Origin of the sequence: Streptococcus mitis, from assembly GCF_009496285.1 — a bacterium.
Lineage (GTDB): Bacteria > Bacillota > Bacilli > Lactobacillales > Streptococcaceae > Streptococcus > Streptococcus mitis_BP.
Map to the genome: position 1 here is coordinate 1 of NZ_WIJK01000023.1, position 25,030 is coordinate 25,030.

Here is a 25,030-nt window from a genome sequence, read left to right on the forward strand (position 1 = left end):
TTACTCAAAGTTAAGTGACGATAGCCTAGGAGATACACCTGTACCCATGCCGAACACAGAAGTTAAGCCCTAGAACGCCGGAAGTAGTTGGGGGTTGCCCCCTGTGAGATAAGGAAGTCGCTTAGCTTTAATCCGCCATAGCTCAGTTGGTAGTAGCGCATGACTGTTAATCATGATGTCGTAGGTTCGAGTCCTACTGGCGGAGTATGTAGACGTTCCAAGGAACGTCTTTTTTTATTTATCTTTCAGAGGTCATTTTTGTCTTTTTTTTTGCCACTTTATTAATATTTAATATCTTTTATAAGTTTGTTAGATTTGAGTGTTTTATTTTAAGTCTTTTTAATAGGTCTTATAAGTAATTCTTTAATGGATTGTGTGGGGTTGTTTTTTAGTTCTTATGATTCTTTTTCAATTAAGTTAGCTCCCATATTTTCTACAATAATTTTTCCTATAGCTCTTTTTTATTTTGAAATGTATTATTATATATCTGTTCTGTCAATTTTCTTTAACTGTTATTAATTTTACTATTCACAATAAGACATGATAGAAGTATTCTCCCAACTTTTTTTATTTTTTTGTTATACTTATTTTATCAATAGAAATGGAGTCAAATAAAATGATTGAACAGATTTATGAACAATATCTTGATTTTTATGATGTTATTGAAAAGGAATATAGTTATTTAGTAGATAATGATTTAGAATGGGAAGTTTTTCATCTTCGATTTTTACTCTATTATTTAGTTCGCTATAAGCTTGATATTATGCATCCTTTATTTTCTTATCACTATAGAGCTTGCTACCGTTTGTACATTGAACAGTTATTGATTTCAAATGACTGGGTTGGGGGATAATTTATAATTTTCATATTTCCGAACGATTTTATAGTTTTTTCTTTTCATAATATAAATTTACAATATTTTTTCAATATGATTTTTTCAATTTTCTCTAAATTCCTAATGTTTCAGGTATTTGGTCTTGAAAAAATAGAGAATCTTTATTATAATAAATTGTAAGATATAATTGCAGGTGAGATTCCTGCCATGTATGTGAGAAAGGAAGAGCCTAAGGGCTCAGACAAGATTATGACTTCAGTTGTTGTTGTAGGTACCCAGTGGGGTGATGAAGGTAAAGGGAAGATTACAGACTTCCTTTCAGCTAATGCAGAAGTGATTGCACGTTACCAAGGTGGCGATAATGCTGGTCACACAATTGTGATTGATGGTAAGAAATTTAAGTTGCACTTGATTCCTTCTGGAATTTTCTTCCCTGAAAAAATTTCTGTCATTGGGAATGGGATGGTTGTAAATCCTAAGTCACTTGTGAAAGAGTTGAGCTATCTTCATGATGAAGGTGTTACAACAGATAATCTACGTATTTCTGATCGTGCGCATGTTATTTTGCCGTACCACATCGAGTTAGACCGTCTGCAAGAAGAAGCTAAGGGTGAAAATAAGATCGGTACTACTATCAAGGGTATCGGGCCAGCTTATATGGATAAGGCTGCTCGCGTTGGGATTCGTATTGCGGATCTTTTGGATAAGGAGATTTTCCGTGAACGTTTAGAACGCAATCTTGCTGAGAAGAATCGTTTGTTTGAAAAATTGTACGAAAGCAACCCTATTTCATTTGATGATATTTTTGAAGAATATTATGAGTATGGTCAACAAATCAAGCAATATGTAACAGATACTTCTGTTATCTTGAATGATGCACTTGATAATGGCAAACGTGTCCTTTTTGAAGGTGCACAAGGGGTCATGTTAGATATTGACCAAGGTACTTATCCATTTGTTACGTCCTCAAACCCTGTTGCGGGTGGTGTGACGATCGGTTCAGGTGTTGGTCCAAGCAAGATTGACAAGGTTGTAGGTGTATGTAAAGCTTATACAAGTCGTGTTGGTGATGGTCCATTCCCAACTGAATTGTTTGATGAAGTGGGAGAACGCATTCGTGAAGTAGGTCATGAGTATGGTACAACTACAGGTCGTCCACGTCGTGTGGGTTGGTTTGACTCAGTTGTGATGCGTCACAGTCGTCGTGTTTCTGGTATCACTAACCTTTCACTGAACTCTATCGATGTTTTGAGTGGTTTGGATACAGTTAAAATCTGTGTAGCCTATGATCTTGATGGCCAACGTATTGACTACTATCCAGCTAGTCTTGAGCAATTGAAACGTTGTAAACCTATTTATGAAGAATTGCCAGGTTGGTCAGAAGACATCACTGGAGTACGTACTTTGGAAGATCTTCCTGAAAATGCACGTAACTATGTTCGCCGTGTTAGCGAATTAGTGGGTGTTCGTATTTCTACTTTCTCAGTAGGGCCTGGTCGTGAACAAACCAATATTTTAGAAAGTGTTTGGTCATAAGAGATTTTTTAAGATTTGTTTAAGATAGTTCAGCTATACTATAGACAGTTACAAGAAGACCTCCTAACTTGTTGTAACAAATATCCTAAACTTTTCTTTTTCATAATAATCTCCCTATAAAGTCACCGCCTTCGGTGGCTTTTTTTGTATTGGGATTCATGATATAATAATAAAATCGATAAGCAGGAAAAGGGAAAATTGATGAATTATACAGTTGAAGAAAAAGAAGTCTTTATGAGGGAGGCTTTGAGAGAGGCTGAGATTGCCTTGGAACACGATGAAATTCCAATTGGTTGTGTGATTGTCAAGGACGGAGAAATCATTGGTAGGGGCCACAATGCACGTGAGGAGTTGCAACGTGCGGTCATGCATGCGGAAATTATGGCCATCGAGAATGCGAATCTGAGGGAAGAGAGCTGGCGTTTGTTGGACTGCACACTTTTTGTGACCATTGAGCCTTGTGTCATGTGCAGCGGGGCGATTGGGCTTGCTCGTATCCCTAAGGTAGTTTATGGGGCTAAAAATCAGAAATTTGGTGCAGCTGGAAGTCTGTATGATATCTTGACAGACGAGCGTCTTAATCATCGTGTGGATGTTGAGACGGGCATTTTAGAGAGTGACTGTGCTGGCATTATGCAGGAATTTTTTAGAAATCGACGGAAAAAATAATTTCTCTTTTAAAATCTTTGGGAATGTGGTATAATGACTAATGGAGCAACAGTTCTGCGTGAAGCGGGTCAGGGGAGGAATCCAGCAGCCCTAAGCGAAGTGAATTGTGTGCTCTTTTTTCGTGCTTTTTTCGAATAAATAAGATAAAATAGCCTAGAATATAAGATTTAAAAAGAGGGAAATATGAAAATTCGTGGTTTTGAATTAGTTTCTAGTTTTACAGATGAGAGTTTGCTACCCAAGCGTGAGACAGCACATGCAGCTGGTTACGACTTAAAGGTTGCGGTGCGCACAGTTATTGCTCCAGGAGAGATCGTCTTGGTTCCGACAGGGGTTAAGGCCTATATGCAGCCGACTGAAGTGCTTTATCTTTATGACCGTTCATCAAATCCTCGAAAAAAAGGTCTAGTCTTGATTAACTCTGTGGGTGTCATTGATGGAGATTATTATGGTAACCCAGGAAATGAAGGACATATCTTTGCACAGATGAAAAACATTACTGACCAAGAAGTGATTCTTGAAGTTGGGGAACGCGTGGTTCAGGCTGTCTTTGCTCCATTTTTGATTGCGGATGGCGATGCGGCAGATGGTGTTCGGACCGGTGGATTTGGATCAACTGGGCACTAAGATGAAGATTATCTTTGTACGTCACGGGGAGCCAGATTATAGTATGCTTGATAAACTTGAAAATCCGCAACTATATAGTGGTTTTGGTCGTGATTTAGCACCATTGACAGGAAAAGGTCGCAATCTGGCAAAAGAAGTTGCTAAAACTGCTTGTTTTGGAAAAGCAGAGATTATTATTTCATCGTCTGTGACGAGGGCTTTAGAAACAGCACATTATATAGCAGTTGAAACAGGATTGGACTTATTTGTGGAGCCGTTTTTTCATGAGTGGCGTCCGGACTTAGATGGCACTAACTCTGATTTAACTAGTGTATTGGTAGCTCATAAATATTATCTAAAACATCAAGGAGCTTTATCTGAAGATTCTCCTTATCGCTATGAAACTGATCTAGAGATGCGTCATCGTTTTTTAAGAGCTTTGGAAAAATATAAAAATTATAAAACTATTATCATTGTAACTCACGGAATGCTCATGCGCCAATTTGTACCAGACGAGAAGATTGATTTTTGCCAAGTGATTGAATGTGAGATAGAGATATAGAAAGAGGTTTATTATCGCAAAGAAAAAAGGCGATATTTGTGTTTCAAAATTGTGAATATAATTCCCCCAAGTATTTAGGGCGCTGTCCAAACTGTGGGTCTTGGTCTTCTTTTGTTGAGGAGGTTGAGGTTGCAGAGGTCAAGAATGCGTGTGTGTCCTTGACGGGGGAGAAAAGACAGAAAGAAGAAATTTGCGACCGGCTTGCTGCTTGTATCTTCTCGTATCTTTGAGAAGCGTCGGGCTTCTTGCTTTACTAATCTAGATTTAAAAGATTTTTTAGAGGAAAACGGTGCTAAAAGCATAGAGTTTATAGGGGTAGATGGCAATGGCTGTGTTAAGGATTCCGTTTTGGCAGCTACCAAGGAGAATTATCAGGTTTCTGAAGCAGTGGCAAGATTGCGGAATCAAGATTGGATAGTTTTATGGGGATCTTAATATGAAAATTATTTTTATCCGTCACGGGGAGCCAAATTACCGTGAGTTAGAGGAGCGTTCCTATACTGGATTCGGGATAGATTTGGCACCCTTATCTGAGAAAGGAAGACAACAAGCTCAGGAACTTTGCAAAAATCCTTTGTTTGGCTCAGCTGATATCCTGGTGTCTTCTGCAGTGACGCGAGCTTTAGAAACGGCTTTTTATGTATCCTGTGCTACTGGCCTTCCTTTGAGGGTAGAGCCATTATTGCATGAATGGCAGGTTTATGAAACAGGTATAGAGAACTTTGAAACAGCTAGATGTCTGTTTTTAGAAAACAAGGGGGAGTTGCTCCCAAATTCTCCTGTTCAATATGAGACAGCTGTAGAGATGAAGTCTCGTTTTCTAGAATGCATGGCTAAGTATCGGGAACATCAGGTAGTTGTAGCCCATCGCATGCTCATGCGTCAATTTGTACCGAATGAAACCATTGATTTTTGCCAAGTGATTGAGTGTGAGATAGAGATTTAGAAAGAGGTTTATCATCGCAAAGAAAAAAGCGACATTTATATGTCAAAATTGTGGATATAATTCCCCTAAATATCTAGGACGGTGTCCAAACTGTGGGTCTTGGTCTTCTTTTGTTGAGGAGGTTGAGGTTGCAGAAGTCAAGAATGCGCGTGTGTCCTTGACAGGTGAGAAAACCAAGCCCATGAAACTGGCTGAAGTAACTTCCATCAATGTCAATCGAACCAAGACTGAGATGGAGGAGTTTAACCGAGTTCTTGGTGGAGGTGTGGTACCAGGAAGTCTTGTCCTTATCGGTGGGGATCCTGGGATTGGAAAATCAACTCTGCTTTTACAAGTCTCAACCCAGCTGTCCCAAGTGGGAACAGTTCTCTATGTCAGTGGGGAGGAGTCTGCCCAGCAAATCAAGCTACGAGCAGAGCGCTTGGGTGATATTGATAGTGAGTTTTATCTCTATGCTGAGACCAATATGCAGAGTGTTCGCGCAGAGGTGGAGCGCATCCAGCCAGATTTCCTTATTATTGACTCCATTCAGACTATTATGTCTCCTGAGATTTCAGGTGTGCAAGGATCTGTGTCTCAAGTCCGTGAGGTGACTGCAGAACTCATGCAGTTGGCTAAGACTAATAACATTGCCATCTTTATTGTCGGGCATGTGACCAAGGAAGGAACCTTGGCTGGGCCTCGGATGTTGGAGCATATGGTGGATACGGTGCTTTACTTTGAAGGGGAACGCCACCATACCTTCCGTATCTTGAGGGCGGTCAAAAACCGTTTTGGTTCAACAAATGAAATTGGGATTTTTGAGATGCAGTCGGGTGGTCTGGTTGAGGTGCTCAATCCTAGTCAAGTTTTCCTAGAAGAACGTTTAGATGGAGCAACTGGTTCGTCCATCGTGGTGACTATGGAAGGAACCCGTCCTATTCTTGCGGAGGTTCAAGCCTTGGTAACACCGACTATGTTTGGTAATGCCAAGCGGACTACAACAGGCCTTGATTTCAATCGTGCAAGTTTGATTATGGCTGTTTTGGAGAAACGTGCAGGGCTTCTCTTGCAAAATCAGGATGCCTATCTCAAATCTGCTGGTGGTGTCAAATTGGATGAGCCTGCCATTGACCTGGCTGTTGCGGTTGCCATTGCTTCGAGTTACAAGGATAAACCAACCAACCCGCAGGAATGTTTTGTGGGAGAGTTGGGCTTAACTGGAGAAATTCGGCGCGTAAATCGTATCGAGCAACGTATCAACGAAGCTGCTAAACTTGGATTTACAAAAATCTATGTACCGAAAAATTCCTTGACTGGTATCAAGCCACCTAAGGAAATTCAGGTGATCGGAGTGACAACTATCGGAGAAGTCTTGAAAAAAGTCTTTTCCTAATAGTCTTACTCAGTTTTAGATTGCAAAACACTTTATAGCCGATATTTATTAAAAACAAGGAGGAATTTCTGATGAAATTTTCTATGGACAGTCATATGCAATTTCCTTTGGTAGAGTTGTCACTCAATCAAGGAGAAACCGTCTATATCCAGCGAGGTAGTATGGTCTACCACACGCCTAACGTAAGCCTCAATACCCAGCTCAATGCTAGCGGTTCTGGTTTGGGACGTTTTGTCAAAGCTGTGGGGCGTTCCATGGTTTCTGGCGAAAGTACCTTTATCACGCAAGCTGTTGCTGAGTCTGACAACGGCAACCTTGCTTTAGCACCAGATACTCCTGGTCAAGTGATTGCTCTCGAGCTAGGAGAAAAGCAATATCGATTGAATGATGGAGCCTTTCTAGCTCTTGATGGTACAGCTTTCTATACAATGGAGCGTCAGTCTATTGGGAAGGCTCTGTTCGGAGGGCAAGGCGGTCTCTTTGTGATGACAACCCAAGGTCAGGGAACGCTTTTGGCAAATGCATTTGGTTCGATTAAGAAAATTGAACTCCAAAACCAAGAAGTGACAATTGACAATGCCCATGTGGTGGCTTGGAGCCAGTCTTTGGACTATCATATCCACTTAGAAAATGGTTTCTGGCAATCTATTGGTACAGGTGAAGGAGTGGTGAATACCTTCCGAGGTACTGGTGAGGTTTATGTACAAAGTCTCAATCTTCAAAGCTTTGCAGGCTCTCTCAACAAGTATATCCAAAAAGAATCATAACAATAAAAACTAGGATAGGGACCCAAGCTAGATGCTAGAAGTTTCTGTTCTAGTTTTTTTATATGGAAGTTGAAAACTGACAAGACAAAGAAAAGATGGTAAGATAGAAGATAAATAATTTGGTTTTCAAATTATCTTAAAAGTAAGAAAGTGTGTTGTCATGTCGTATTTTGAACAGTTTATGCAAGCTAACCAGGCTTATGTTGCCCTGCATGGGCAGTTAAATCTGCCAATCAAGCCGAAAACAAGAGTAGCCATTGTGACTTGTATGGACTCACGTCTGCACGTTGCACAAGCTTTGGGGCTAGCACTTGGAGATGCTCACATTTTACGGAATGCGGGCGGTCGAGTGACAGACGATATGATTCGCTCACTCGTGATTTCCCAGCAACAAATGGGAACAAGAGAGATTGTGGTTCTTCATCATACAGACTGTGGTGCTCAAACATTTCAAAACGAAGAGTTTCAAGAACATTTAAAAACAGAATTAGGAGTTGATGTCTCGGGTCAAGATTTTCTCCCTTTTCAAGATGTTGAGGAGAGTGTTCGTGAGGATATGCAGTTACTTCGAGAGTCTCCACTGATTCCAGATGATGTCGTTATTTCAGGGGCTGTTTATGATGTGGATACAGGCAGTATGAGAGAGGTATACTAACTTTTCCTTTGTAAGTTTCATCTTCCCATGAGATAGAATGTCTAAGTTGTCACATTTCAGCTTGAATATAAGGAATATAAATGAGCACAAGGCAAGGGTATAAATGTCTACTCTTGTCTTATTTTTTATTGAAAAATCAAGAAAAAAGCGCTACAATGGTAGTTGGAAAAATGTTGTGAAAAAACACAAGCGATACATAAATACTGGAGGAAATCATGTCTTTTTCTGATTTAAAGCTGTTTGCCCTTTCTTCAAATAGAGAATTGGCAGAGCGTGTGGCGCAAGAGATTGGAATAGAGTTGGGAAAATCGACCGTACGTCAATTTTCAGATGGAGAAATTCAAGTTAATATCGAAGAATCAATCCGTGGAAAACACGTCTTTATCTTACAATCAACTAGCTCACCTGTAAATGACAATCTGCTAGAAATTTTGATTATGGTAGATGCTTTGAAACGTGCCAGTGCAGAATCTGTCAACGTTGTTATGCCTTACTATGGCTATGCACGTCAGGATAGAAAGGCGAGAGCGCGTGAGCCAATCACTTCAAAACTTGTAGCAAATATGCTTGAAGTAGCTGGAGTGGATCGTTTGTTGACGATTGACTTGCACGCTGCGCAGATTCAGGGATTCTTTGATATTCCTGTTGATCACTTGATGGGTGCTCCTTTGATTGCAGATTACTTTGAGCGTCGTGGCATGGTTGGTTCTGACTATGTGGTTGTCAGTCCAGACCATGGTGGGGTGACTCGTGCTCGTAAATTAGCAGAGTTTTTGAAAACTCCAATTGCTATTATTGACAAACGTCGTAGTGTAGATAAGATGAATACTAGTGAAGTGATGAACATCATCGGTAAGGTTGAAGGAAAAACTTGTATTTTGATCGATGACATGATTGACACAGCTGGTACAATCTGTCATGCTGCTGATGCTTTGGCTGAAGCAGGAGCAGTTGAGGTATATGCAAGCTGTACGCACCCAGTACTTTCAGGACCTGCTATGGATAATATCCAAAAATCAGCTATTAAAAAATTGGTTGTTTTGGATACCATCTACTTACCAGAAGAGCGTTTGATTGATAAGATTGAGCAAATCTCTATTGCTCACCTTCTTGCGGATGCTATCGTCCGTATCCACGAAAAACGTCCTCTATCTCCATTATTTAGTATTGAGAAAAAAATCTAACGAATTCGTTGGATCAGACAAAACTCCTAACAAAGTGATAGGCCTTGTTGGGAGTTTTTTGGTAGCAGAATTCTGCAAACCCTTTCAAAATGTGCTATACTGCTGAAAAAGGAGGATTTTTATGACTCAAGAATTTATCAATCCGAGTGATGGCGTGATCCGTCAGTATCTAGCAACTAGTAAAACTCTAGCAGTAGTAGGCTTGTCTGATCGTGAGGAAACAACGAGCAATCGAGTGACCAAGGAAATGCAGGCTCGTGGCTATAAAATCATACCAGTAAACCCTAAGGCTGCAGGTGGGGAAATCTTGGGAGAAAAGGCTTATGCCAGTCTAGCTGAGATTCCTTTCCCCGTAGATATCGTCAATGTCTATCGTCGTAGTGAGTTTCTACCTGATGTGGCGCGTGATTTTCTCAAGGCAGATGCTAAGATTTTCTGGGCGCAACTAGGACTTGAAAGTCTAGAAGCGGAAGAAATTTTGCGTGCTGGAGGTTGCGATGATATCGTGATGAACCGTTGTATTAAGAGAGAACATACACGCTTAATACTTGAACAATAAAAAGGTAGCTTGCGGGCTACCTTTTGTGTTATACTCAATGAAAATCAAAGAGCAAACTAGGAAACTAGCCGCAGGTTGCTCAAAGCACTGCTTTGAGGTTGTAGATAGAACTGACGAAGTCAGTAACACATATCTACGGCAAGGCGACGTTGACGTGGTTTGAATTTGATTTTCGAAGAGTATTAGAAAATACCGATGAGCGTTTGCATCCCGAGACTAGTCAGGATGATGGCAATCCAGCAGAGGGCACCAAGAAGAATGGATTTACCACTGGATTTGATCATGGCAATGAGATTGGTTTTGAGGCCGATAGCGCTCATGGCCATGATGATGAGGAATTTAGACAGTTGTTTGAGAGGGGTAAAGAAACTACTGCTGACACCGAAGGAAGTAAGGACGGTGGTTAGCAGGGAAGCTAGGATGAAGTAGAGAATGAAAATAGGGAAGATTTTTTTAAGTTTTACTCCGTGGTTGTTGCCTTGTTGACGGCTTTGCCAGTAGGAGAGGAAGAGAGTGATGGGAATGATAGCTAAGGTGCGTGTCAATTTGACAATGGTAGCAGACTCAAGAGTGTTTGTGTGGTAAAGACTATCCCAGGCGCTGGCAGTGGCTGTTACAGAGGAAGTATCATTGACCGCAGTACCTGAAAAGAGGGAGAAGCCCTCATTTGATAGGTGAAGCCAGGTTCCTAGGGTTGGGAAAATAAGCGCTGCTAAGACATTGAAGAAAAAGATAACAGAGATGGCTTGGGCGACTTCTTTTTCCTTGGCATGGATGACGGGAGCTGTCGCTGCAATGGCAGAACCTCCACAGATAGAGGAACCAACACCGATCAAGGTAGCTAGTTTTGTATCTAAATCAAAAAAGCGTTGGAAAAGATAAGCTACAATCAAGGCTATAGAAATGGTAGATAGAATGACAGGAAGGGAAGATTTTCCAACTGCGAAGACTTGCGAGATATTGAGCCCAAACCCAAGCAAGATAACAGCATACTGAAGCAATTTCTTGGAGCTGTAAGTCAAACCGGCATCCAGTTGTTTAAAGGAAGTGAGAAAGGGGTGGAGAATCATACCGATAAAGATGGCAAAAACAGGTGCCCCAATAACAGGCAAGAAGCTCCCTAAGGTCCAAGAGATGATGGAAATGATAAGACAGGCTAAAAGTCCGGCCCCATTTTTTGATAGAAATGACATAAAAACCTCCTAAAATAAGTACTTCTTATTATAGTCTTGTCCAGAAGAAAAGTAAATAGAAAGTAGGAATTAGGCTGTCATTAAATGGAATTTTGCGGTCAGAGAGCTTTTGTAGTATAATAGACATATATTCTTTAAGCAAGGAGGGTATCTATGGACTTAACCAAGCGCTTTAATAAACAATTAGATAAGATTCAAGTTTCCTTGATTCGTCAGTTTGACCAGGCTATTTCAGAGATTCCTGGGGTTCTACGTCTGACATTGGGAGAGCCTGACTTTACAACTCCAGACCATGTCAAGGAGGCAGCTAAGCGCGCCATTGACCAAAATCAATCCTACTATACAGGGATGAGTGGTTTGATGACCTTACGCCAGGCAGCTAGTGATTTTGTAAGAGAAAAATACCAGCTAGACTATAATCCTGAAAATGAAATCTTGGTCACAATTGGTGCGACAGAAGCCCTATCTGCTACTTTGACAGCTATTTTAGAAGAGGGTGACAAGGTTCTCTTGCCAGCTCCTGCCTATCCAGGTTATGAACCAATTGTTAATCTAGTTGGCGCAGAGATTGTCGAGATTGATACGATTGAGAACGGTTTTGTCTTGACTCCTGAAATGCTGGAGAAGGCAATTCTGGAGCAGGGTGACAAGCTCAAGGCTGTTATTCTTAACTATCCAGCTAATCCTACAGGAATTACTTATAGTCGCGAACAGTTGGAAGCCTTGGCAGACGTTTTACGTAAGTATGAGGTTTTCGTTGTCTGTGATGAGGTCTACTCAGAATTAACTTATACAGGGGAAAATCATGTCTCTTTGGGGACTATGCTGAGAGATCAGGCCATTATCATCAACGGTCTATCTAAATCACATGCCATGACAGGTTGGCGTTTAGGCTTTATCTTTGCCCCAGCAAACTTCACAGCCCAACTCATCAAGAGTCACCAGTATTTGGTAACTGCTGCAAATACTATGGCTCAACATGCTGCAGTAGAAGCCTTAACAGCTGGTAAAGATGATGCAGAACCTATGAAGAAAGAGTATATTCAACGTCGGGACTACATTATCGAGAAAATGACTAATCTTGGTTTTGAGATTATCAAACCTGACGGTGCCTTTTATATCTTTGCTAAGATTCCAGCAGGCTACAATCAAGATTCTTTTGCTTTTCTGAAGGATTTTGCTCACAAGAAGGCTGTTGCCTTTATCCCTGGTGCAGCTTTTGGTCAATATGGAGAAGGTTATGTGCGCCTGTCTTATGCAGCTAGCATGGAAATCATCAGAGAAGCTATGAAACGTCTTGAGGAGTACATGAAAGAAGCATGATTCAGTCTATTACGAGTCAGGGGTTGGTGCTCTACAATCGTAATTTTCGTGAGGATGATAAGCTAGTCAAGATTTTTACAGAGCAGGTCGGCAAGCGGATGTTTTTTGTCAAACATGCCGGTCAGTCCAAACTGGCTCCAGTTATTCAACCTTTGGTGCTGGCTCGTTTTCTTTTGCGAATCAATGATGATGGACTTAGTTATATTGAAGACTATCATGAGGTGATGACCTTTCCAAAAATCAATAGTGATCTCTTTGTCATGTCCTATGCGACCTATGTGGCAGCTTTGGCAGATGCTAGTTTGCAGGACAATCACCAAGATGCTCCCTTGTTTGCTTTTTTACAAAAGACTTTAGAGTTGATGGAAGAGGGTTTAGATTATCAGGTCTTGACCAATATTTTTGAAATTCAGATCTTAACCCGTTTTGGGATTAGTCTTAATTTTAATGAGTGTGTTTTTTGCCATCGGGTGGGTCAGGCCTTTGATTTTTCTTTCAAATATGGTGCTTGCTTATGTCCTGATCATTACCATGAGGACGAGAAACGTTGTCATCTGAATCCAAACATTCCCTATCTGCTCAATCAATTTCAAGCTATTAACTTTGAGACTTTAGAGACTATTTCGCTCAAGTCTGAAATCAAGCAAGAATTGCGTCAGTTCATGGATCAAATTTATGAAGAGTACGTCGGAATTCACCTAAAATCAAAGAAATTTATTGATTCCCTAGCTGATTGGGGACAATTACTAAAAGAGGAAGACAAATGAAAAAAATCGCAGTAGATGCAATGGGTGGCGATTACGCACCTCAAGCCATCGTTGAGGGTGTCAATCAAGCCCTTACTGACTTTTCAGATATTGAGATTCAACTTTACGGAGACGAAAGCAAAATCAAGCAATATCTAACAGCTACAGAACGCGTCAGCATTATCCATACAGATGAAAAAATAAATTCTGATGATGAGCCTACAAAAGCTATCCGCAAGAAGAAAAATGCCAGCATGGTATTGGCAGCTAAGGCTGTCAAAGATGGGGAGGCGGATGCCGTGCTCTCAGCTGGGAATACAGGTGCTTTGCTTGCGGCAGGATTTTTCATCGTGGGTCGTATCAAGAACATCGATCGACCTGGGCTCATGTCAACCTTACCAACAGTTGATGGGAAAGGTTTTGACATGCTAGACCTCGGTGCCAATGCAGAAAACACAGCCCATCACTTGCATCAATACGCCATCTTAGGTTCTTTCTATGCTAAAAATGTTCGTGGAATTGCAAAACCACGAGTTGGTTTGCTTAATAACGGGACAGAGAGTAGTAAGGGCGACCCGCTTCGCAAGGAAACTTATGACTTGCTAGCGGCTGATGAGAGTTTGAACTTTGTCGGTAATGTGGAAGCGCGTGATTTGATGGAGGGTGTTGCAGATGTTGTCGTGGCAGACGGTTTCACGGGAAACGCTGTGCTAAAATCCATCGAAGGAACAGCCATGGGAATCATGGGCTTGCTTAAAAATGCTATTACAGGTGGTGGATTTCGAGCAAAACTTGGTGCTCTCCTTCTCAAGGATAGTCTTAGAGGTTTGAAAAAGCAACTCAACTATTCAGATGTTGGGGGTGCGGTCTTGTTTGGTGTTAAGGCGCCGGTTGTTAAGACTCATGGCTCAAGTGATGCCAAAGCTGTGTATAGTACGATTCGTCAGATTCGTACCATGCTAGAAACAGACGTAGTTGCTCAAACTGCGCGTGAATTTTCAGGAGAATAATATATATGACAGATAAAGAAATTTTTGACCGTGTCGTGACCATTATCCAAGAACGTCAAGGGGAAGACTTTGTAGTCACAGAGGCCTTGAGCTTGAAGGATGATTTGGATGCTGATTCGGTAGATTTGATGGAATTCGTACTAACCATTGAGGATGAATTTGGAATCGAAATTAGTGATGAAGAAATCGATCACCTCCAAAGTGTGGCAGATGTGTTACAAGCCATTAAAGATAAAATCTAACATATAGCAACATGCAAGTCATGTTGTTTTTTTATTTCTTGAATAGATAAGAGAGAAGGCTGGGAAGGAGAGAAAAGAATGATTATTTTAGTTATTTATCCAACTTGGCTTTTAAAATGGTTTAAAGGTTAAAAATCGCAAACAAAAAAAATAAAAATGAAGGAGGAAACGAATGACAAACTTTGACAAAATGGAACAGAATTTTGTAGCTCTTACGTAAGAAGAGTTGATGGAAGTGGATGGGGGAGTTATCCTTCTAGTAATCGTTGGAATATCTGTTTGGAAAGTAGGTGCAGCGGTAGCAGGTGGAGCAACAGTTCTTTTTGCTGGTGGAACAGCATTAGGATATTATGCAAATCGACTATAATCTGGTTGTTGCTGGATTATTAAACGCTGGCGTAAAAATTTTTAATGTAGGTTACAAATTTGGTTCAGAAACAAAAATATAATTTTCATGCTATATTCCTTTTGAAATCATATTTTTAGCAGGTAGGACGTTTGTTCTACCTATTTTCTTTGTCCAAAAGGTACATTTGATGTGTCTATTTGTATCGTTTATAGTTTATTTGGAGTTTTACATGTATTTTTTGATAAAATGTGATAAAATAGGTGTAGAAATTAGGAAAGTTGAAGAAAAGAAATGAAGAAGATTTTAGGATATTTTTTAGTATTTGTTTTTCTATTTTTGATGAATATTTTCATTTTTAAGATACTAACAACTCTGGGATTTCAGCTGACAATGAGTGAAAAGAGTTATCTTGTACCACCTCTATTTTCGTTTATAGTCTTGTACATGATTGATAAAAGAATTAGGAAGAAAAAGAAATCTTTATAAATATATATTTTAGGTAGGACCTTTGTTCTACCTATTTTTATGTAGGAAAAAGTGCTGTTCAGGTGCAGTTATTGTTTTTTTAGAAATAATTCTCTTTTTGCTTCTTTGTTTGGATAAAATAATCTTACAAAGTTTTCTTTGGAGATTGTTAGGAAAAGGAGTAGGATATGAAATTTGGGAAACGTCATTATCGTCCGCAGGTGGATCAGATGGACTGCGGTGTAGCTTCATTGGCCATGGTCTTTGGTTATTATGGTAGTTATTATTCTCTGGCTCACTTGCGAGAGTTGGCCAAGACGACCATGGATGGGACTACGGCTTTAGGCTTAGTCAAGGTTGCTGAGGAGATTGGTTTTGAGACGCGAGCAATAAAGGCGGACATGACCTTGTTTGATTTGCCGGATGTAACTTTTCCTTTTGTGGCTCATGTGCTTAAGGAAGGGAAAATGCTCCATTATTATGTGGTGACTGGGCAGGACAAGAACAATATTCATATTGCTGATCCAGATCCTAGTGTTAAGCTGACCAAGATTTCTCGTGAACGCTTTGCCAGGGAGTGGACAGGAATCACTATTTTTATGTCACCATCTCCGACTTATAAGCCTCATAAGGAACAAAAAAATGGCCTTCTCTCCTTTATCCCTATATTAGTGAAACAGCGAGGTTTGATTGTTAATATCGTTTTGGCGACCCTTTTGGTGACCTTGATTAACATTGTGGGTTCTTATTACCTTCAGTCAATCATTGACACTTATGTACCAGATCAGATGCGTTCAACCTTGGGCATTATCTCAATAGGGCTAGTCATCGTTTATGTCCTTCAGCAAATCTTATCTTATGCCCAGGAGTATCTTTTACTTGTTTTGGGGCAACGCTTGTCCATTGATGTGATTTTGTCTTATATCAAGCACGTTTTTCACCTGCCTATGTCCTTTTTTGCGACACGTCGTACAGGGGAAATCGTGTCTCGTTTCACGGATGCAAATAGTATCATCGATGCGCTGGCTTCGACCATTCTGTCAATCTTTTTGGATGTATCTACTGTCTTGATTATTTCAGTAGTTCTATTTTCGCAGAATAGCAATCTTTTTTTCATGAGTTTACTAGCTCTTCCTATCTACACAGTGATTATTTTTACTTTTATGAAACCCTTTGAAAAGATGAATCGGGATACCATGGAAGCCAATGCGGTTCTGTCTTCTTCTATCATTGAGGACATCAATGGCATTGAGACCATTAAGTCCTTAACTAGTGAAAGCTCCCGTTATCAAAAGATTGACAAGGAATTTGTGGATTATCTGAAAAAATCTTTTACCTACAGTCGAGCAGAAAGTCAGCAAAAGGCTCTGAAAAAGCTTGCCCAGCTCTTGCTCAATGTTGGCATTCTCTGGATGGGGGCTCTCCTAGTCATGGATAATAAGATGAGTTTGGGTCAGTTGATCACCTATAATACCTTGCTTGTTTATTTTACAAATCCTTTGGAGAATATCATCAATCTGCAAACCAAACTTCAGACAGCGCAGGTTGCCAATAACCGTCTGAATGAGGTTTATCTGGTAGCTTCTGAGTTTGAGGAGAAGAAAACAGTTGAGGATTTGAGCTTTCTAGAAGGAGATATGGATTTCAAGCAGGTTCACTACAAATATGGCTATGGTCGAGATGTCTTATCGGATATCAATTTGACTATTCCGCAGGGTTCTAAGGTGGCTTTTGTGGGGATTTCGGGGTCAGGTAAGACGACCTTGGCCAAGATGATGGTTAATTTTTACGACCCAAGTCAGGGAGATATTAGTCTGGGTGGTGTCAATCTCAATCAGATTGATAAAAAAGCTCTGCGCCAGTATATCAACTACCTGCCTCAGCAACCCTATGTTTTCAATGGGACGATTTTGGAGAATCTTCTCCTTGGAGCTAAGGAGGGGACGACCCAGGAGGATATCTTGAGAGCAGTGGAGTTGGCTGAGATTCGGGAGGATATCGAGCGGATGCCACTGAATTACCAGACAGAATTGACTTCGGATGGAGCGGGCATTTCAGGTGGGCAACGTCAGAGAATTGCTTTGGCGCGTGCTCTCTTGACCGATGCGCCTGTCTTGATTTTGGATGAGGCGACCAGCAGTTTGGATATTTTGACCGAGAAGCGAATTGTCGATAATCTCATGGCTTTAGACAAGACCTTGATTTTCATCGCCCACCGCTTGACCATTGCTGAGCGGACAGAGAAGGTTGTCGTTTTGGATCAGGGCAAGATTGTCGAAGAAGGCACACATGCAGATTTGTTGGCTCAGGGTGGCTTTTACGCCCATCTAGTGAATAGTTAGAGAGGAAAAAAGATGCAATCAGAATTTTTAGAAAGTGCTGAGTTTTACAATCGTCGTTACCATAATTTTTCTAGTCGGGTGATTGTACCCATGTCTCTTCTACTTGTATTTTTGCTTGGCTTTGCAACTTTTGCAGAGAAGGAGATGAGTTTGTCTACTAGAGCTACTATCGAACCTAGTCGTATCCTTGCCAATATCCAGTCAACTAGCAACAATCGCATTATTGCCAATCATTTGGAAGAAAATAAGTTGGTCAAGAAGGGGGAACTTTTGGTTCAATACCAAGAGGGGGTAGAAGCGGTTCAGGCAGAAAATTATGCTAGTCAGTTGGAAATGCTCAAGGATCAGAAGGTTCAACTGGAATATTTAAAAGCAAGCCTTCAAGCAGGAAGTGATCAATTTCCTGAAGCAGATAAATTTGGCTATCAGCATAGTTTTTTAGATTATCTAAATCAAGCTGCTAGTCTGCGAAGTCAGGTTGAGCAACAAAATGCTAATATATCATCTCAAAATGCAGCAGCCAGTGGTAGTCAGGCAGAATTAGGCAATCTCATCGGAGAAACCCAGTCCAAAATTAAAGAATATCAGCAAGCCAAGTCCGCTATTCAGGGTGATGGACACTTAGAGAGTGATCATCCAGCTTATGCCATTTATCAGTCAACAAAAGAGCAGGGATCAGAAGCCAAACAGCAGGCCTTATCTCAGCTAGATGCTCAAATCACTCAGTTGGAGTCAACTCTTGCAGGTTATCGAGTACAGTATGCAGGTTCAGGAGCCCAACAAGCTTATACATCTGGATTGGGAAGTCAGTTGGAATCATTAAAATCTCAGCAACTAGCCAAGGTAGGCCAGGAATTAACGCTCTTGGATCAGAAAATTCTTGAAGCGGAGTCGGGTAAAAAGATTCAAGGGAATCTTTTAGACAAGGGGAAAATTACAGCAACAGAAGATGGTGTTCTACATTTGAATCCTGAGCATAGTCGATCTACCATCATTCCAGAAGGAACTATTCTCGCTCACCTTTTTCCGCAGTTGGCTAGAGAGAGGAAGGCAAAACTAACAGCTTATATCAGTTCTAAGGAAGTGGCTGGTCTCAAGCATGGAAATGAGATACGATTTACAACGGTAACGGATGCGAATAAGCAGCTAGTATTGACCTCCAAGATTACGAATATCGATACCAGTGCGACTCAGACAGAAAAGGGCAATTTCTTTAAATTAGAGGCAGAGACGGATTTGAATGCTGAACAAGCAGAAAAACTTCGTTATGGACTTGAAGGTCGTTTGACTATGATTACAGGTAGGAAGAGTTTTTTACGCTACTATCTTGATCGCTTTTTGAAACAAGAATAAGGTTCGCATTCTAACTCAAATCAATCTTAGAAAATCGCAAATGAAAATTCGTTTGCGATTTTTCTGTACTTTTTCAGATATGACATCAAATATAGTTCGTGAAATATTTGATATTTGGTAAAAACTGTGTTAGAATGATGTAAAGTAATACGAAAGGCGAACTTTAAAATGTCGAAACAATTGATCTATTCGGGAAAAGCTAAAGATATCTATACTACAGAAGACGAAAATGTGATTAAGTCGGTCTATAAGGACCAGGCCACTATGCTGAATGGAGCTCGCAAGGAGACTATTAAAGGTAAAGGTGTGCTAAATAATCAGATTTCGTCTCTTATTTTTGAAAAATTGAATGCTGCGGGCGTAGCTACGCACTTTATCGAACGTATTTCTGACACAGAACAACTCAACAAGAAAGTGACCATCATTCCTTTGGAGGTTGTCCTTCGTAACGTGACTGCGGGTTCTTTCTCAAAACGTTTTGGTGTGGAAGAAGGTTTGAATCTGGAAACTCCAATCGTTGAATTTTACTACAAGAACGATGATTTGGATGATCCATTTATCAATGACGAACACGTTAAGTTTTTGAATATTGCTAACGATGAGCAAATTGCTTATATCAAGGAAGAAACGCGTCGTATCAATGAGCTTTTGAAAGCCTGGTTTGCTGAGATTGGCCTCAAGTTGATCGATTTTAAACTGGAATTTGGTTTTGATAAGGATGGCAAGATTATCTTGGCAGACGAATTTTCACCAGACAACTGTCGCCTTTGGGATGCGGAAGGGCACCACATGGACAAGGATGTTTTCCGTAGGGACTTGGGCAGTTTAACGGATGTTTACAAGGTCGTTTTAGAAAAATTGCAGGGCTTGAAGTAACTTGTTTGAAACGGAAAACCTTCGTCTTCGATAACCTATTTGAATAGAAATAAAGGAAATAAAATGGATAAACGTATTTTCGTTGAGAAAAAAGCTGATTTTCGTGTCAAATCTGACTCTTTAGTAAAAGAATTACAGCATAATCTTCAGTTGAAAACCTTGAAAGATCTTCGGATTGTGCAAGTTTACGATGTCTTTAATTTGGCAGAGGATTTGTTTGCGCGTGCGGAAAAACATATCTTCTCTGAGCAAGTGACCGATACTGTTTTGGATGAAGCTACGATCAAGGCAGATCTTGCTAACTATGCTTTCTTTGCGATCGAAAGCTTACCTGGTCAATTTGACCAACGTGCAGCATCATCTCAAGAAGCTTTGCTTTTGCTTGGTAGTTCAAGTGATGTAACGGTTAATACAGCACAATTGTACTTGGTCAATATGGATATTGATGAGAATGAATTGGAAGCTGTTAAAAACTATCTCTTGAACCCAGTGGACTCTCGTTTCAAAGATATCACTCTTGGCATTGCTAAACAGGATTTCTCTGAGTCCGACAAAACGATTCCAAACTTGGATTTCTTTGAAAGCTATACGGCAGAAGATTTTGCACAGTATAAGGCAGATCAAGGATTGGCCATGGAAGTGGATGACCTGCTCTTCATTCAAGATTACTTCAAGTCAATTGGACGTGTGCCAACGGAGACTGAGCTTAAGGTTTTGGATACTTATTGGTCTGACCACTGCCGTCACACAACTTTTGAGACGGAGTTGAAGAATATCGACTTCTCAGCTTCTAAATTCCAAAAACAATTGCAAGCGACTTATGACAAGTATATTGCCATGCGTGATGAGTTGGGACGTACCGAAAAGCCTCAAACCTTGATGGATATGGCGACTATTTTTGGTCGTTATGAGCGTGCCAATGGCCGCTTGGATGACATGGAAGTGTCTGATGAAATCAATGCCTGCTCTGTTGAAATTGAAGTGGATGTCAATGGTGTCAAAGAGCCATGGCTTCTCATGTTCAAGAACGAAACCCACAACCACCCAACGGAGATCGAACCATTTGGTGGGGCTGCTACTTGTATCGGTGGGGCCATTCGTGACCCATTGTCAGGTCGTTCATATGTTTACCAAGCCATGCGTATCTCGGGTGCTGGCGATATTACAGCTCCGATTTCAGAAACTCGCGCTGGGAAATTGCCACAACAAGTGATTTCTAAAACAGCGGCTCACGGTTATTCTTCATATGGTAACCAAATTGGTCTTGCAACAACTTATGTTCGTGAATACTTCCACCCAGGTTTTGTTGCTAAGCGTATGGAGCTAGGTGCTGTTGTCGGTGCGGCTCCTAAGGAAAATGTTGTCCGTGAAAAACCTGAAGCAGGTGATGTGATTATCTTGCTCGGTGGTAAGACTGGACGTGATGGTGTCGGTGGTGCGACAGGTTCTTCTAAAGTTCAAACGGTTGAATCTGTTGAAACAGCTGGTGCTGAGGTTCAAAAAGGGAATGCCATCGAAGAGCGTAAGATTCAACGTCTTTTCCGTAATGGGGAAGTAACACGTCTGATCAAGAAATCAAATGACTTTGGTGCTGGTGGTGTCTGTGTGGCTATCGGTGAATTGGCAGATGGTCTTGAAATTGATCTAGACAAAGTGCCATTGAAATATCAAGGCTTGAACGGTACAGAAATTGCCATTTCTGAATCTCAGGAACGTATGGCTGTAGTGGTTCGTCCAGATGATGTAGATGCCTTCATTGCAGCATGTAATAAAGAAAATATTGACGCGGTTGTCGTTGCGACAGTGACTGAAAAACCAAATCTTGTTATGCACTGGAATGGCGAAACCATCGTTGATTTGGAACGTCGTTTCCTCGATACAAACGGTGTACGTGTAGTTGTGGATGCTAAGGTAGTTGACAAGGATGTCAAGCTTTCAGAAGAACGTCAAACATCTGCCGAAACCCTTGAAGCAGATACGCTGGAAGTCTTGGCTGACCTCAACCATGCTAGTCAAAAAGGGTTACAAACCATCTTTGATAGCTCAGTTGGTCGTTCAACTGTTAATCACCCACTTGGTGGTCGTTACCAAATCACACCAACTGAAGCTTCCGTACAGAAATTGCCAGTTCAACATGGTGTGACAACAACTGCTTCTGTTATGGCGCAAGGGTTCAACCCTTATCTAGCAGAATGGTCTCCATATCATGGTGCTGCATATGCAGTCATCGAAGCAACAGCTCGTTTGGTTGCTGTTGGTGCAAACTGGTCTAAGGCTCGTTTCTCTTATCAAGAATACTTCGAACGTATGGATAAACAAGCAGAGCGTTTTGGTCAGCCAGTAGCAGCTCTCCTAGGCTCTATCGAAGCTCAGATTCAGCTTGGCTTGCCATCTATCGGTGGGAAGGACTCTATGTCTGGTACCTTTGAAGAATTGACAGTACCACCAACCTTGGTTGCTTTTGGGGTTACAACTGCAGATAGTAGTAAGGTCCTTTCTCCAGAATTTAAAGCTGCTGGTGAAAATATCTATTACATCCCAGGTCAAGCTTTGGCACAAGAAATTGACTTCGATCTGATCAAGTCTAACTTTGCTCAATTTGAAGCCATCCAAGCTGATCACAAAGTAACAGCAGCATCAGCTGTCAAATATGGTGGTGTCCTTGAAGCCCTTGCCCTTGCAACATTTGGTAACCATATTGGTGCCACTGTAACCCTTGAAAATCTTGAGACTGCCTTGACAGCTCAATTGGGTGGATTCGTCTTCACATCTCCGGAAGATATTGCAGGGATTGCCAAGATTGGACAAACAGCAGCTGACTTTACACTTGCTGTCAATGGTGTAACGCTTGATGGACACAAACTTGACAGTGCCTTCCAAGGTAAATTGGAAGAAGTTTACCCGACGGAATTTGCACAAGCAACTGAGTTGGAAGAAGTACCTGCTGTGGCATCAGATGCTGTTGTCAAAGCTAAAGAAACAGTTGAGACACCAGTGGTTTACATCCCAGTGTTTCCAGGTACCAACTCAGAATATGACTCCGCTAAAGCCTTTGAAAAAGAAGGGGCAAAAGTCAACTTGGTACCATTTGTAACACTTAACGAAGAGGCTATTGTCAAGTCTGTTGACACCATGGTTGACAATATCGAGAAAGCCAATATTCTCTTCTTTGCAGGTGGCTTCTCGGCAGCAGATGAACCAGATGGATCAGCTAAATTTATCGTTAATATCTTGCTTAACGAAAAAGTACGTGCAGCCATTGATAGCTTCATCGAAGGTGGTGGTTTGATTATCGGTATCTGTAACGGATTCCAAGCTCTTGTCAAATCAGGTCTTCTTCCATACGGTAACTTTGAAGATGCAGGCAGCACTAGTCCAACCCTCTTCTACAATGATGCCAACCAACACGTAGCTAAGATGGTTGAAACACGTATTGCTAACACGAACTCACCATGGCTTGCTGGAGTAGAAGTTGGTGACATTCATGCCATCCCAGTATCACACGGTGAAGGTAAATTTGTCGTGACAGCTGAAGAATTTGCAGAGCTTCGTGATAATGGTCAAATCTTTACCCAATATGTTGACTTCGAAGGTAAACCAAGCATGGATTCAAAATACAATCCTAACGGATCTGTCAATGCGATTGAAGGTATCACCAGTAAGAACGGTCAAATTATTGGGAAGATGGGGCACTCAGAACGTTTCGAAGACGGTCTCTTCCAAAATATTCCAGGAAATAAAGACCAATATCTCTTTGCATCAGCGGTTAAATACTTTACTGGAAAATAGGCTTTGCAGATTTTCTAATAGATAACCATCAGTAAATGTAAAATCAAGTAGATCTAACTTACGACAATTGCAAATGATTTATTGTTGCGAGTGAAACGAGCTTCTGCCGTATCATTCCGCTCTAGTATCGTTAAGGAATGATACACAAATAAAAATTAGGTATATAAAATGACATACGAAGTAAAATCTCTTAATGAGGAATGTGGTGTTTTTGGTATCTGGGGTCACCCAGACGCTGCCAAATTGACCTATTTTGGACTCCATAGCCTTCAGCACCGTGGTCAGGAGGGGGCAGGAATCCTCTCCAATGACCAAGGGAAATTGAAGCGTCATCGTGATATGGGGCTTTTATCAGAAGTCTTCAAAAATCCTGCGAATTTGGATAAATTGACAGGAACTGGAGCGATTGGGCACGTGCGTTATGCGACTGCGGGAGAAGCTTCTGTAGACAATATCCAACCTTTCCTTTTCCGCTTTCATGATATGCAGTTTGGTTTGGTTCATAATGGGAATCTGACCAATGCAGAATCGCTCAAGCAAGAATTGGAACAAAGAGGAGCGATTTTCAGCTCAACCTCTGACTCTGAAATCTTGGCTCACCTTATTCGCCGTAGCCACAATCCAAACCTGATGGGTAAAATCAAGGAAGCACTCAGTCTTGTTAAAGGTGGTTTTGCTTATCTCTTGATGTTTGAAGATAAGTTAATTGCCGCGCTTGACCCAAATGGCTTCCGTCCTCTGTCAATCGGGAAAATGGCTAATGGAGCAGTAGTGGTTTCATCTGAAACCTGTGCCTTTGAAGTAATCGGTGCTGAGTGGATTCGCGACGTGAAACCAGGCGAGATTGTTATTATTGATGATAATGGCATCCAGTATGACAGCTACACAAACGATACTCAGCTGGCAATCTGTTCGATGGAGTATATCTACTTTGCCCGTCCTGACTCCAACATCCACGGTGTCAATGTTCATACGGCTCGTAAGAGAATGGGAGCTCAATTAGCACGTGAGTTTAAGCACGAAGCTGATATTGTAGTTGGTGTGCCAAATTCCTCACTCAGTGCAGCTATGGGCTTTGCGGAAGAATCAGGTTTGCCAAATGAAATGGGTCTCATCAAAAACCAATATACGCAACGGACCTTCATCCAGCCGACCCAAGAATTGCGGGAACAAGGAGTGCGAATGAAACTCTCTGCCGTTTCTGGTGTTGTAAAAGGCAAACGCGTGGTCATGATTGATGACTCTATTGTGCGAGGAACAACATCTCGTCGTATTGTCCAACTTTTGAAAGAAGCAGGGGCATCAGAAGTGCACGTTGCCATTGGTAGTCCTGCTCTTGCCTATCCATGTTTCTACGGGATTGATATCCAGACACGTCAGGAGTTGATTGCGGCCAATCATACGGTCGAAGAGACTCGCCAAATCATTGGTGCGGATAGTCTGACTTATCTTTCTATTGATGGCTTGATTGATTCTATCGGCATCGAAACAGATGCGCCAAATGGCGGTCTCTGTGTCGCTTACTTTGACGGTGACTACCCAACGCCTCTCTACGACTATGAAGAAGACTATCGTAGAAGTTTGGAAGAGAAAACGAGTTTTTACAAATAAAATTTCCATTGAAGGAAAGGAAAAGGAATAGAAAAAT

General features: G+C 41.1%; 22 protein-coding genes, 1 tRNA gene, 1 rRNA gene, 1 other RNA gene and 3 pseudogenes. 27 read left to right on the plus strand and 1 reads right to left on the minus strand.

Annotated elements, in window-relative coordinates; translation table 11 throughout:
- Positions 1-10 precede the first annotated feature (10 nt).
- From rrf to GEZ89_RS07770, 16 genes and pseudogenes are all read left to right on the plus strand, one after another.
- A 5S ribosomal RNA gene (gene rrf / locus GEZ89_RS07700) occupies positions 11-126 on the plus strand.
- A 5-nt stretch (positions 127-131) separates the two neighbouring features.
- A tRNA-Asn gene (locus GEZ89_RS07705) sits at positions 132-205 on the plus strand.
- 411 nt (positions 206-616) lie between these two features.
- Positions 617-853, plus strand: coding sequence for a sigma(X)-activator ComW (comW, locus tag GEZ89_RS07710; protein WP_049503840.1), 237 nt, complete (start codon positions 617-619; stop codon positions 851-853).
- Positions 854-1,084: 231 nt separating this feature from the next.
- Positions 1,085-2,371, plus strand: coding sequence for an adenylosuccinate synthase (locus tag GEZ89_RS07715; RefSeq protein ID WP_153225612.1), 1,287 nt, complete (start codon positions 1,085-1,087; stop codon positions 2,369-2,371).
- A gap of 201 nt (positions 2,372-2,572) precedes the next feature.
- Complete coding sequence (gene tadA / locus GEZ89_RS07720) at positions 2,573-3,040, plus strand: tRNA adenosine(34) deaminase TadA (RefSeq protein ID WP_153225589.1); 468 nt, start codon at positions 2,573-2,575, stop codon at positions 3,038-3,040.
- Between the two features lie 32 nt (positions 3,041-3,072).
- Positions 3,073-3,170, plus strand: an RNA gene (gene ffs / locus GEZ89_RS07725) — signal recognition particle sRNA small type.
- Between the two features lie 53 nt (positions 3,171-3,223).
- Positions 3,224-3,667 (plus strand): dUTP diphosphatase, encoded by a 444-nt coding sequence (locus GEZ89_RS07730; protein WP_000701995.1) that lies wholly within the window; start codon positions 3,224-3,226, stop codon positions 3,665-3,667.
- Position 3,668: 1 nt separating this feature from the next.
- Positions 3,669-4,208: a histidine phosphatase family protein gene (locus GEZ89_RS07735; RefSeq protein ID WP_153225613.1), complete on the plus strand. Its 540-nt coding sequence runs from the start codon at positions 3,669-3,671 to the stop codon at positions 4,206-4,208.
- Positions 4,205-4,381: pseudogene (locus GEZ89_RS09600) on the plus strand (DNA repair protein RadA); the annotation flags it as partial. The gene GEZ89_RS07735 and the pseudogene GEZ89_RS09600, both read left to right, overlap by 4 nt.
- A pseudogene (locus GEZ89_RS07740) lies at positions 4,377-4,626 on the plus strand (isochorismatase family protein); the annotation flags it as partial. The pseudogenes GEZ89_RS09600 and GEZ89_RS07740, both read left to right, overlap by 5 nt.
- 18 nt (positions 4,627-4,644) lie before the next feature.
- Positions 4,645-5,154 (plus strand): histidine phosphatase family protein, encoded by a 510-nt coding sequence (locus GEZ89_RS07745; RefSeq protein ID WP_153225590.1) that lies wholly within the window; start codon positions 4,645-4,647, stop codon positions 5,152-5,154.
- A 10-nt stretch (positions 5,155-5,164) separates the two neighbouring features.
- On the plus strand, positions 5,165-6,529 hold the full coding sequence (gene radA / locus GEZ89_RS07750; RefSeq protein WP_223339689.1) for a DNA repair protein RadA: 1,365 nt from the start codon (positions 5,165-5,167) through the stop codon (positions 6,527-6,529).
- A 71-nt stretch (positions 6,530-6,600) separates the two neighbouring features.
- Entirely contained in the window at positions 6,601-7,296 is a 696-nt protein-coding gene (locus tag GEZ89_RS07755; protein ID WP_153225591.1) for a TIGR00266 family protein, read from the plus strand.
- Between the two features lie 160 nt (positions 7,297-7,456).
- Positions 7,457-7,951 carry a beta-class carbonic anhydrase gene (locus GEZ89_RS07760; RefSeq protein WP_153225592.1) on the plus strand — a complete coding sequence of 165 codons (495 nt, stop codon included), beginning with the start codon at positions 7,457-7,459 and terminating at the stop codon, positions 7,949-7,951.
- Positions 7,952-8,166: 215 nt separating this feature from the next.
- A complete protein-coding gene (locus GEZ89_RS07765; protein WP_075231173.1) occupies positions 8,167-9,135 on the plus strand; it encodes a ribose-phosphate diphosphokinase in 969 nt (322 codons plus the stop codon).
- Positions 9,136-9,256: 121 nt separating this feature from the next.
- Complete coding sequence (locus GEZ89_RS07770) at positions 9,257-9,694, plus strand: CoA-binding protein (RefSeq protein WP_153225593.1); 438 nt, start codon at positions 9,257-9,259, stop codon at positions 9,692-9,694.
- Between the two features lie 182 nt (positions 9,695-9,876).
- Here GEZ89_RS07770 and GEZ89_RS07775 read toward each other — a convergent pair whose 3' ends face one another.
- Positions 9,877-10,887, minus strand: coding sequence for a YeiH family protein (locus GEZ89_RS07775; RefSeq protein ID WP_153225594.1), 1,011 nt, complete (start codon positions 10,885-10,887; stop codon positions 9,877-9,879).
- 153 nt (positions 10,888-11,040) lie between these two features.
- On the opposite strand from GEZ89_RS07775, the gene GEZ89_RS07780 reads away from it, so the two are divergent.
- The 11 genes and pseudogenes from GEZ89_RS07780 to purF all read left to right on the plus strand — a co-directional run bounded on the left by GEZ89_RS07780 (position 11,041) and on the right by purF (position 24,993).
- Entirely contained in the window at positions 11,041-12,210 is a 1,170-nt protein-coding gene (locus tag GEZ89_RS07780; RefSeq protein WP_153225595.1) for a pyridoxal phosphate-dependent aminotransferase, read from the plus strand.
- Positions 12,207-12,977: a DNA repair protein RecO gene (gene recO, locus GEZ89_RS07785; RefSeq protein WP_153225596.1), complete on the plus strand. Its 771-nt coding sequence runs from the start codon at positions 12,207-12,209 to the stop codon at positions 12,975-12,977. Before GEZ89_RS07780 ends, recO begins: the two co-directional genes overlap by 4 nt.
- Complete coding sequence (gene plsX / locus GEZ89_RS07790; RefSeq protein ID WP_153225597.1) at positions 12,974-13,966, plus strand: phosphate acyltransferase PlsX; 993 nt, start codon at positions 12,974-12,976, stop codon at positions 13,964-13,966. Before recO ends, plsX begins: the two co-directional genes overlap by 4 nt.
- A 5-nt stretch (positions 13,967-13,971) precedes the next feature.
- A complete protein-coding gene (locus GEZ89_RS07795) occupies positions 13,972-14,208 on the plus strand; it encodes an acyl carrier protein (RefSeq protein ID WP_075232277.1) in 237 nt (78 codons plus the stop codon).
- 172 nt (positions 14,209-14,380) lie between these two features.
- Positions 14,381-14,575: pseudogene (locus GEZ89_RS07800) on the plus strand (class IIb bacteriocin, lactobin A/cerein 7B family).
- 273 nt (positions 14,576-14,848) lie between these two features.
- Entirely contained in the window at positions 14,849-15,043 is a 195-nt protein-coding gene (locus GEZ89_RS09745) for a hypothetical protein (RefSeq protein ID WP_075232278.1), read from the plus strand.
- A 167-nt stretch (positions 15,044-15,210) separates the two neighbouring features.
- Positions 15,211-17,364, plus strand: coding sequence for a peptide cleavage/export ABC transporter ComA (comA, locus tag GEZ89_RS07805; RefSeq protein ID WP_075232279.1), 2,154 nt, complete (start codon positions 15,211-15,213; stop codon positions 17,362-17,364).
- 12 nt (positions 17,365-17,376) lie between these two features.
- The gene (locus tag GEZ89_RS07810; RefSeq protein ID WP_153225598.1) at positions 17,377-18,717 is read left to right on the plus strand and encodes an HlyD family secretion protein; all 1,341 of its coding nucleotides are present in this window, start codon (positions 17,377-17,379) and stop codon (positions 18,715-18,717) included.
- A 168-nt stretch (positions 18,718-18,885) separates the two neighbouring features.
- Positions 18,886-19,593, plus strand: a complete 708-nt coding sequence (gene purC, locus GEZ89_RS07815) for a phosphoribosylaminoimidazolesuccinocarboxamide synthase (protein WP_153225599.1) — start codon at positions 18,886-18,888, stop codon at positions 19,591-19,593.
- A gap of 63 nt (positions 19,594-19,656) precedes the next feature.
- A complete protein-coding gene (locus GEZ89_RS07820; protein WP_153225600.1) occupies positions 19,657-23,382 on the plus strand; it encodes a phosphoribosylformylglycinamidine synthase in 3,726 nt (1,241 codons plus the stop codon).
- Positions 23,383-23,550: 168 nt separating this feature from the next.
- Positions 23,551-24,993 carry an amidophosphoribosyltransferase gene (gene purF, locus GEZ89_RS07825; protein ID WP_153225601.1) on the plus strand — a complete coding sequence of 481 codons (1,443 nt, stop codon included), beginning with the start codon at positions 23,551-23,553 and terminating at the stop codon, positions 24,991-24,993.
- The last annotated feature ends 37 nt before the right edge of the window (positions 24,994-25,030 follow it).

Bases quoted from the DNA above. Each gene is read 5' to 3' on its own strand.
- GEZ89_RS07760 (WP_153225592.1), top strand. From the start codon at position 7,457: ATGTCGTATTTTGAACAGTTTATGCAAGCTAACCAGGCTTATGTTGCC.
- GEZ89_RS09745 (WP_075232278.1), top strand. From the start codon at position 14,849: ATGAAGAAGATTTTAGGATATTTTTTAGTATTTGTTTTTCTATTTTTG.
- purF (WP_153225601.1), top strand. From the start codon at position 23,551: ATGACATACGAAGTAAAATCTCTTAATGAGGAATGTGGTGTTTTTGGT.
- comA (WP_075232279.1), top strand. From the start codon at position 15,211: ATGAAATTTGGGAAACGTCATTATCGTCCGCAGGTGGATCAGATGGAC.
- GEZ89_RS07795 (WP_075232277.1), top strand. From the start codon at position 13,972: ATGACAGATAAAGAAATTTTTGACCGTGTCGTGACCATTATCCAAGAA.
- purC (WP_153225599.1), top strand. From the start codon at position 18,886: ATGTCGAAACAATTGATCTATTCGGGAAAAGCTAAAGATATCTATACT.
- comW (WP_049503840.1), top strand. From the start codon at position 617: ATGATTGAACAGATTTATGAACAATATCTTGATTTTTATGATGTTATT.
- GEZ89_RS07765 (WP_075231173.1), top strand. From the start codon at position 8,167: ATGTCTTTTTCTGATTTAAAGCTGTTTGCCCTTTCTTCAAATAGAGAA.
- GEZ89_RS07775 (WP_153225594.1), bottom strand. From the start codon at position 10,887: ATGTCATTTCTATCAAAAAATGGGGCCGGACTTTTAGCCTGTCTTATC.
- GEZ89_RS07745 (WP_153225590.1), top strand. From the start codon at position 4,645: ATGAAAATTATTTTTATCCGTCACGGGGAGCCAAATTACCGTGAGTTA.
- GEZ89_RS07780 (WP_153225595.1), top strand. From the start codon at position 11,041: ATGGACTTAACCAAGCGCTTTAATAAACAATTAGATAAGATTCAAGTT.
- GEZ89_RS07735 (WP_153225613.1), top strand. From the start codon at position 3,669: ATGAAGATTATCTTTGTACGTCACGGGGAGCCAGATTATAGTATGCTT.
- GEZ89_RS07730 (WP_000701995.1), top strand. From the start codon at position 3,224: ATGAAAATTCGTGGTTTTGAATTAGTTTCTAGTTTTACAGATGAGAGT.
- GEZ89_RS07715 (WP_153225612.1), top strand. From the start codon at position 1,085: ATGACTTCAGTTGTTGTTGTAGGTACCCAGTGGGGTGATGAAGGTAAA.
- GEZ89_RS07755 (WP_153225591.1), top strand. From the start codon at position 6,601: ATGAAATTTTCTATGGACAGTCATATGCAATTTCCTTTGGTAGAGTTG.
- recO (WP_153225596.1), top strand. From the start codon at position 12,207: ATGATTCAGTCTATTACGAGTCAGGGGTTGGTGCTCTACAATCGTAAT.
- GEZ89_RS07810 (WP_153225598.1), top strand. From the start codon at position 17,377: ATGCAATCAGAATTTTTAGAAAGTGCTGAGTTTTACAATCGTCGTTAC.
- plsX (WP_153225597.1), top strand. From the start codon at position 12,974: ATGAAAAAAATCGCAGTAGATGCAATGGGTGGCGATTACGCACCTCAA.
- GEZ89_RS07770 (WP_153225593.1), top strand. From the start codon at position 9,257: ATGACTCAAGAATTTATCAATCCGAGTGATGGCGTGATCCGTCAGTAT.
- GEZ89_RS07820 (WP_153225600.1), top strand. From the start codon at position 19,657: ATGGATAAACGTATTTTCGTTGAGAAAAAAGCTGATTTTCGTGTCAAA.
- tadA (WP_153225589.1), top strand. From the start codon at position 2,573: ATGAATTATACAGTTGAAGAAAAAGAAGTCTTTATGAGGGAGGCTTTG.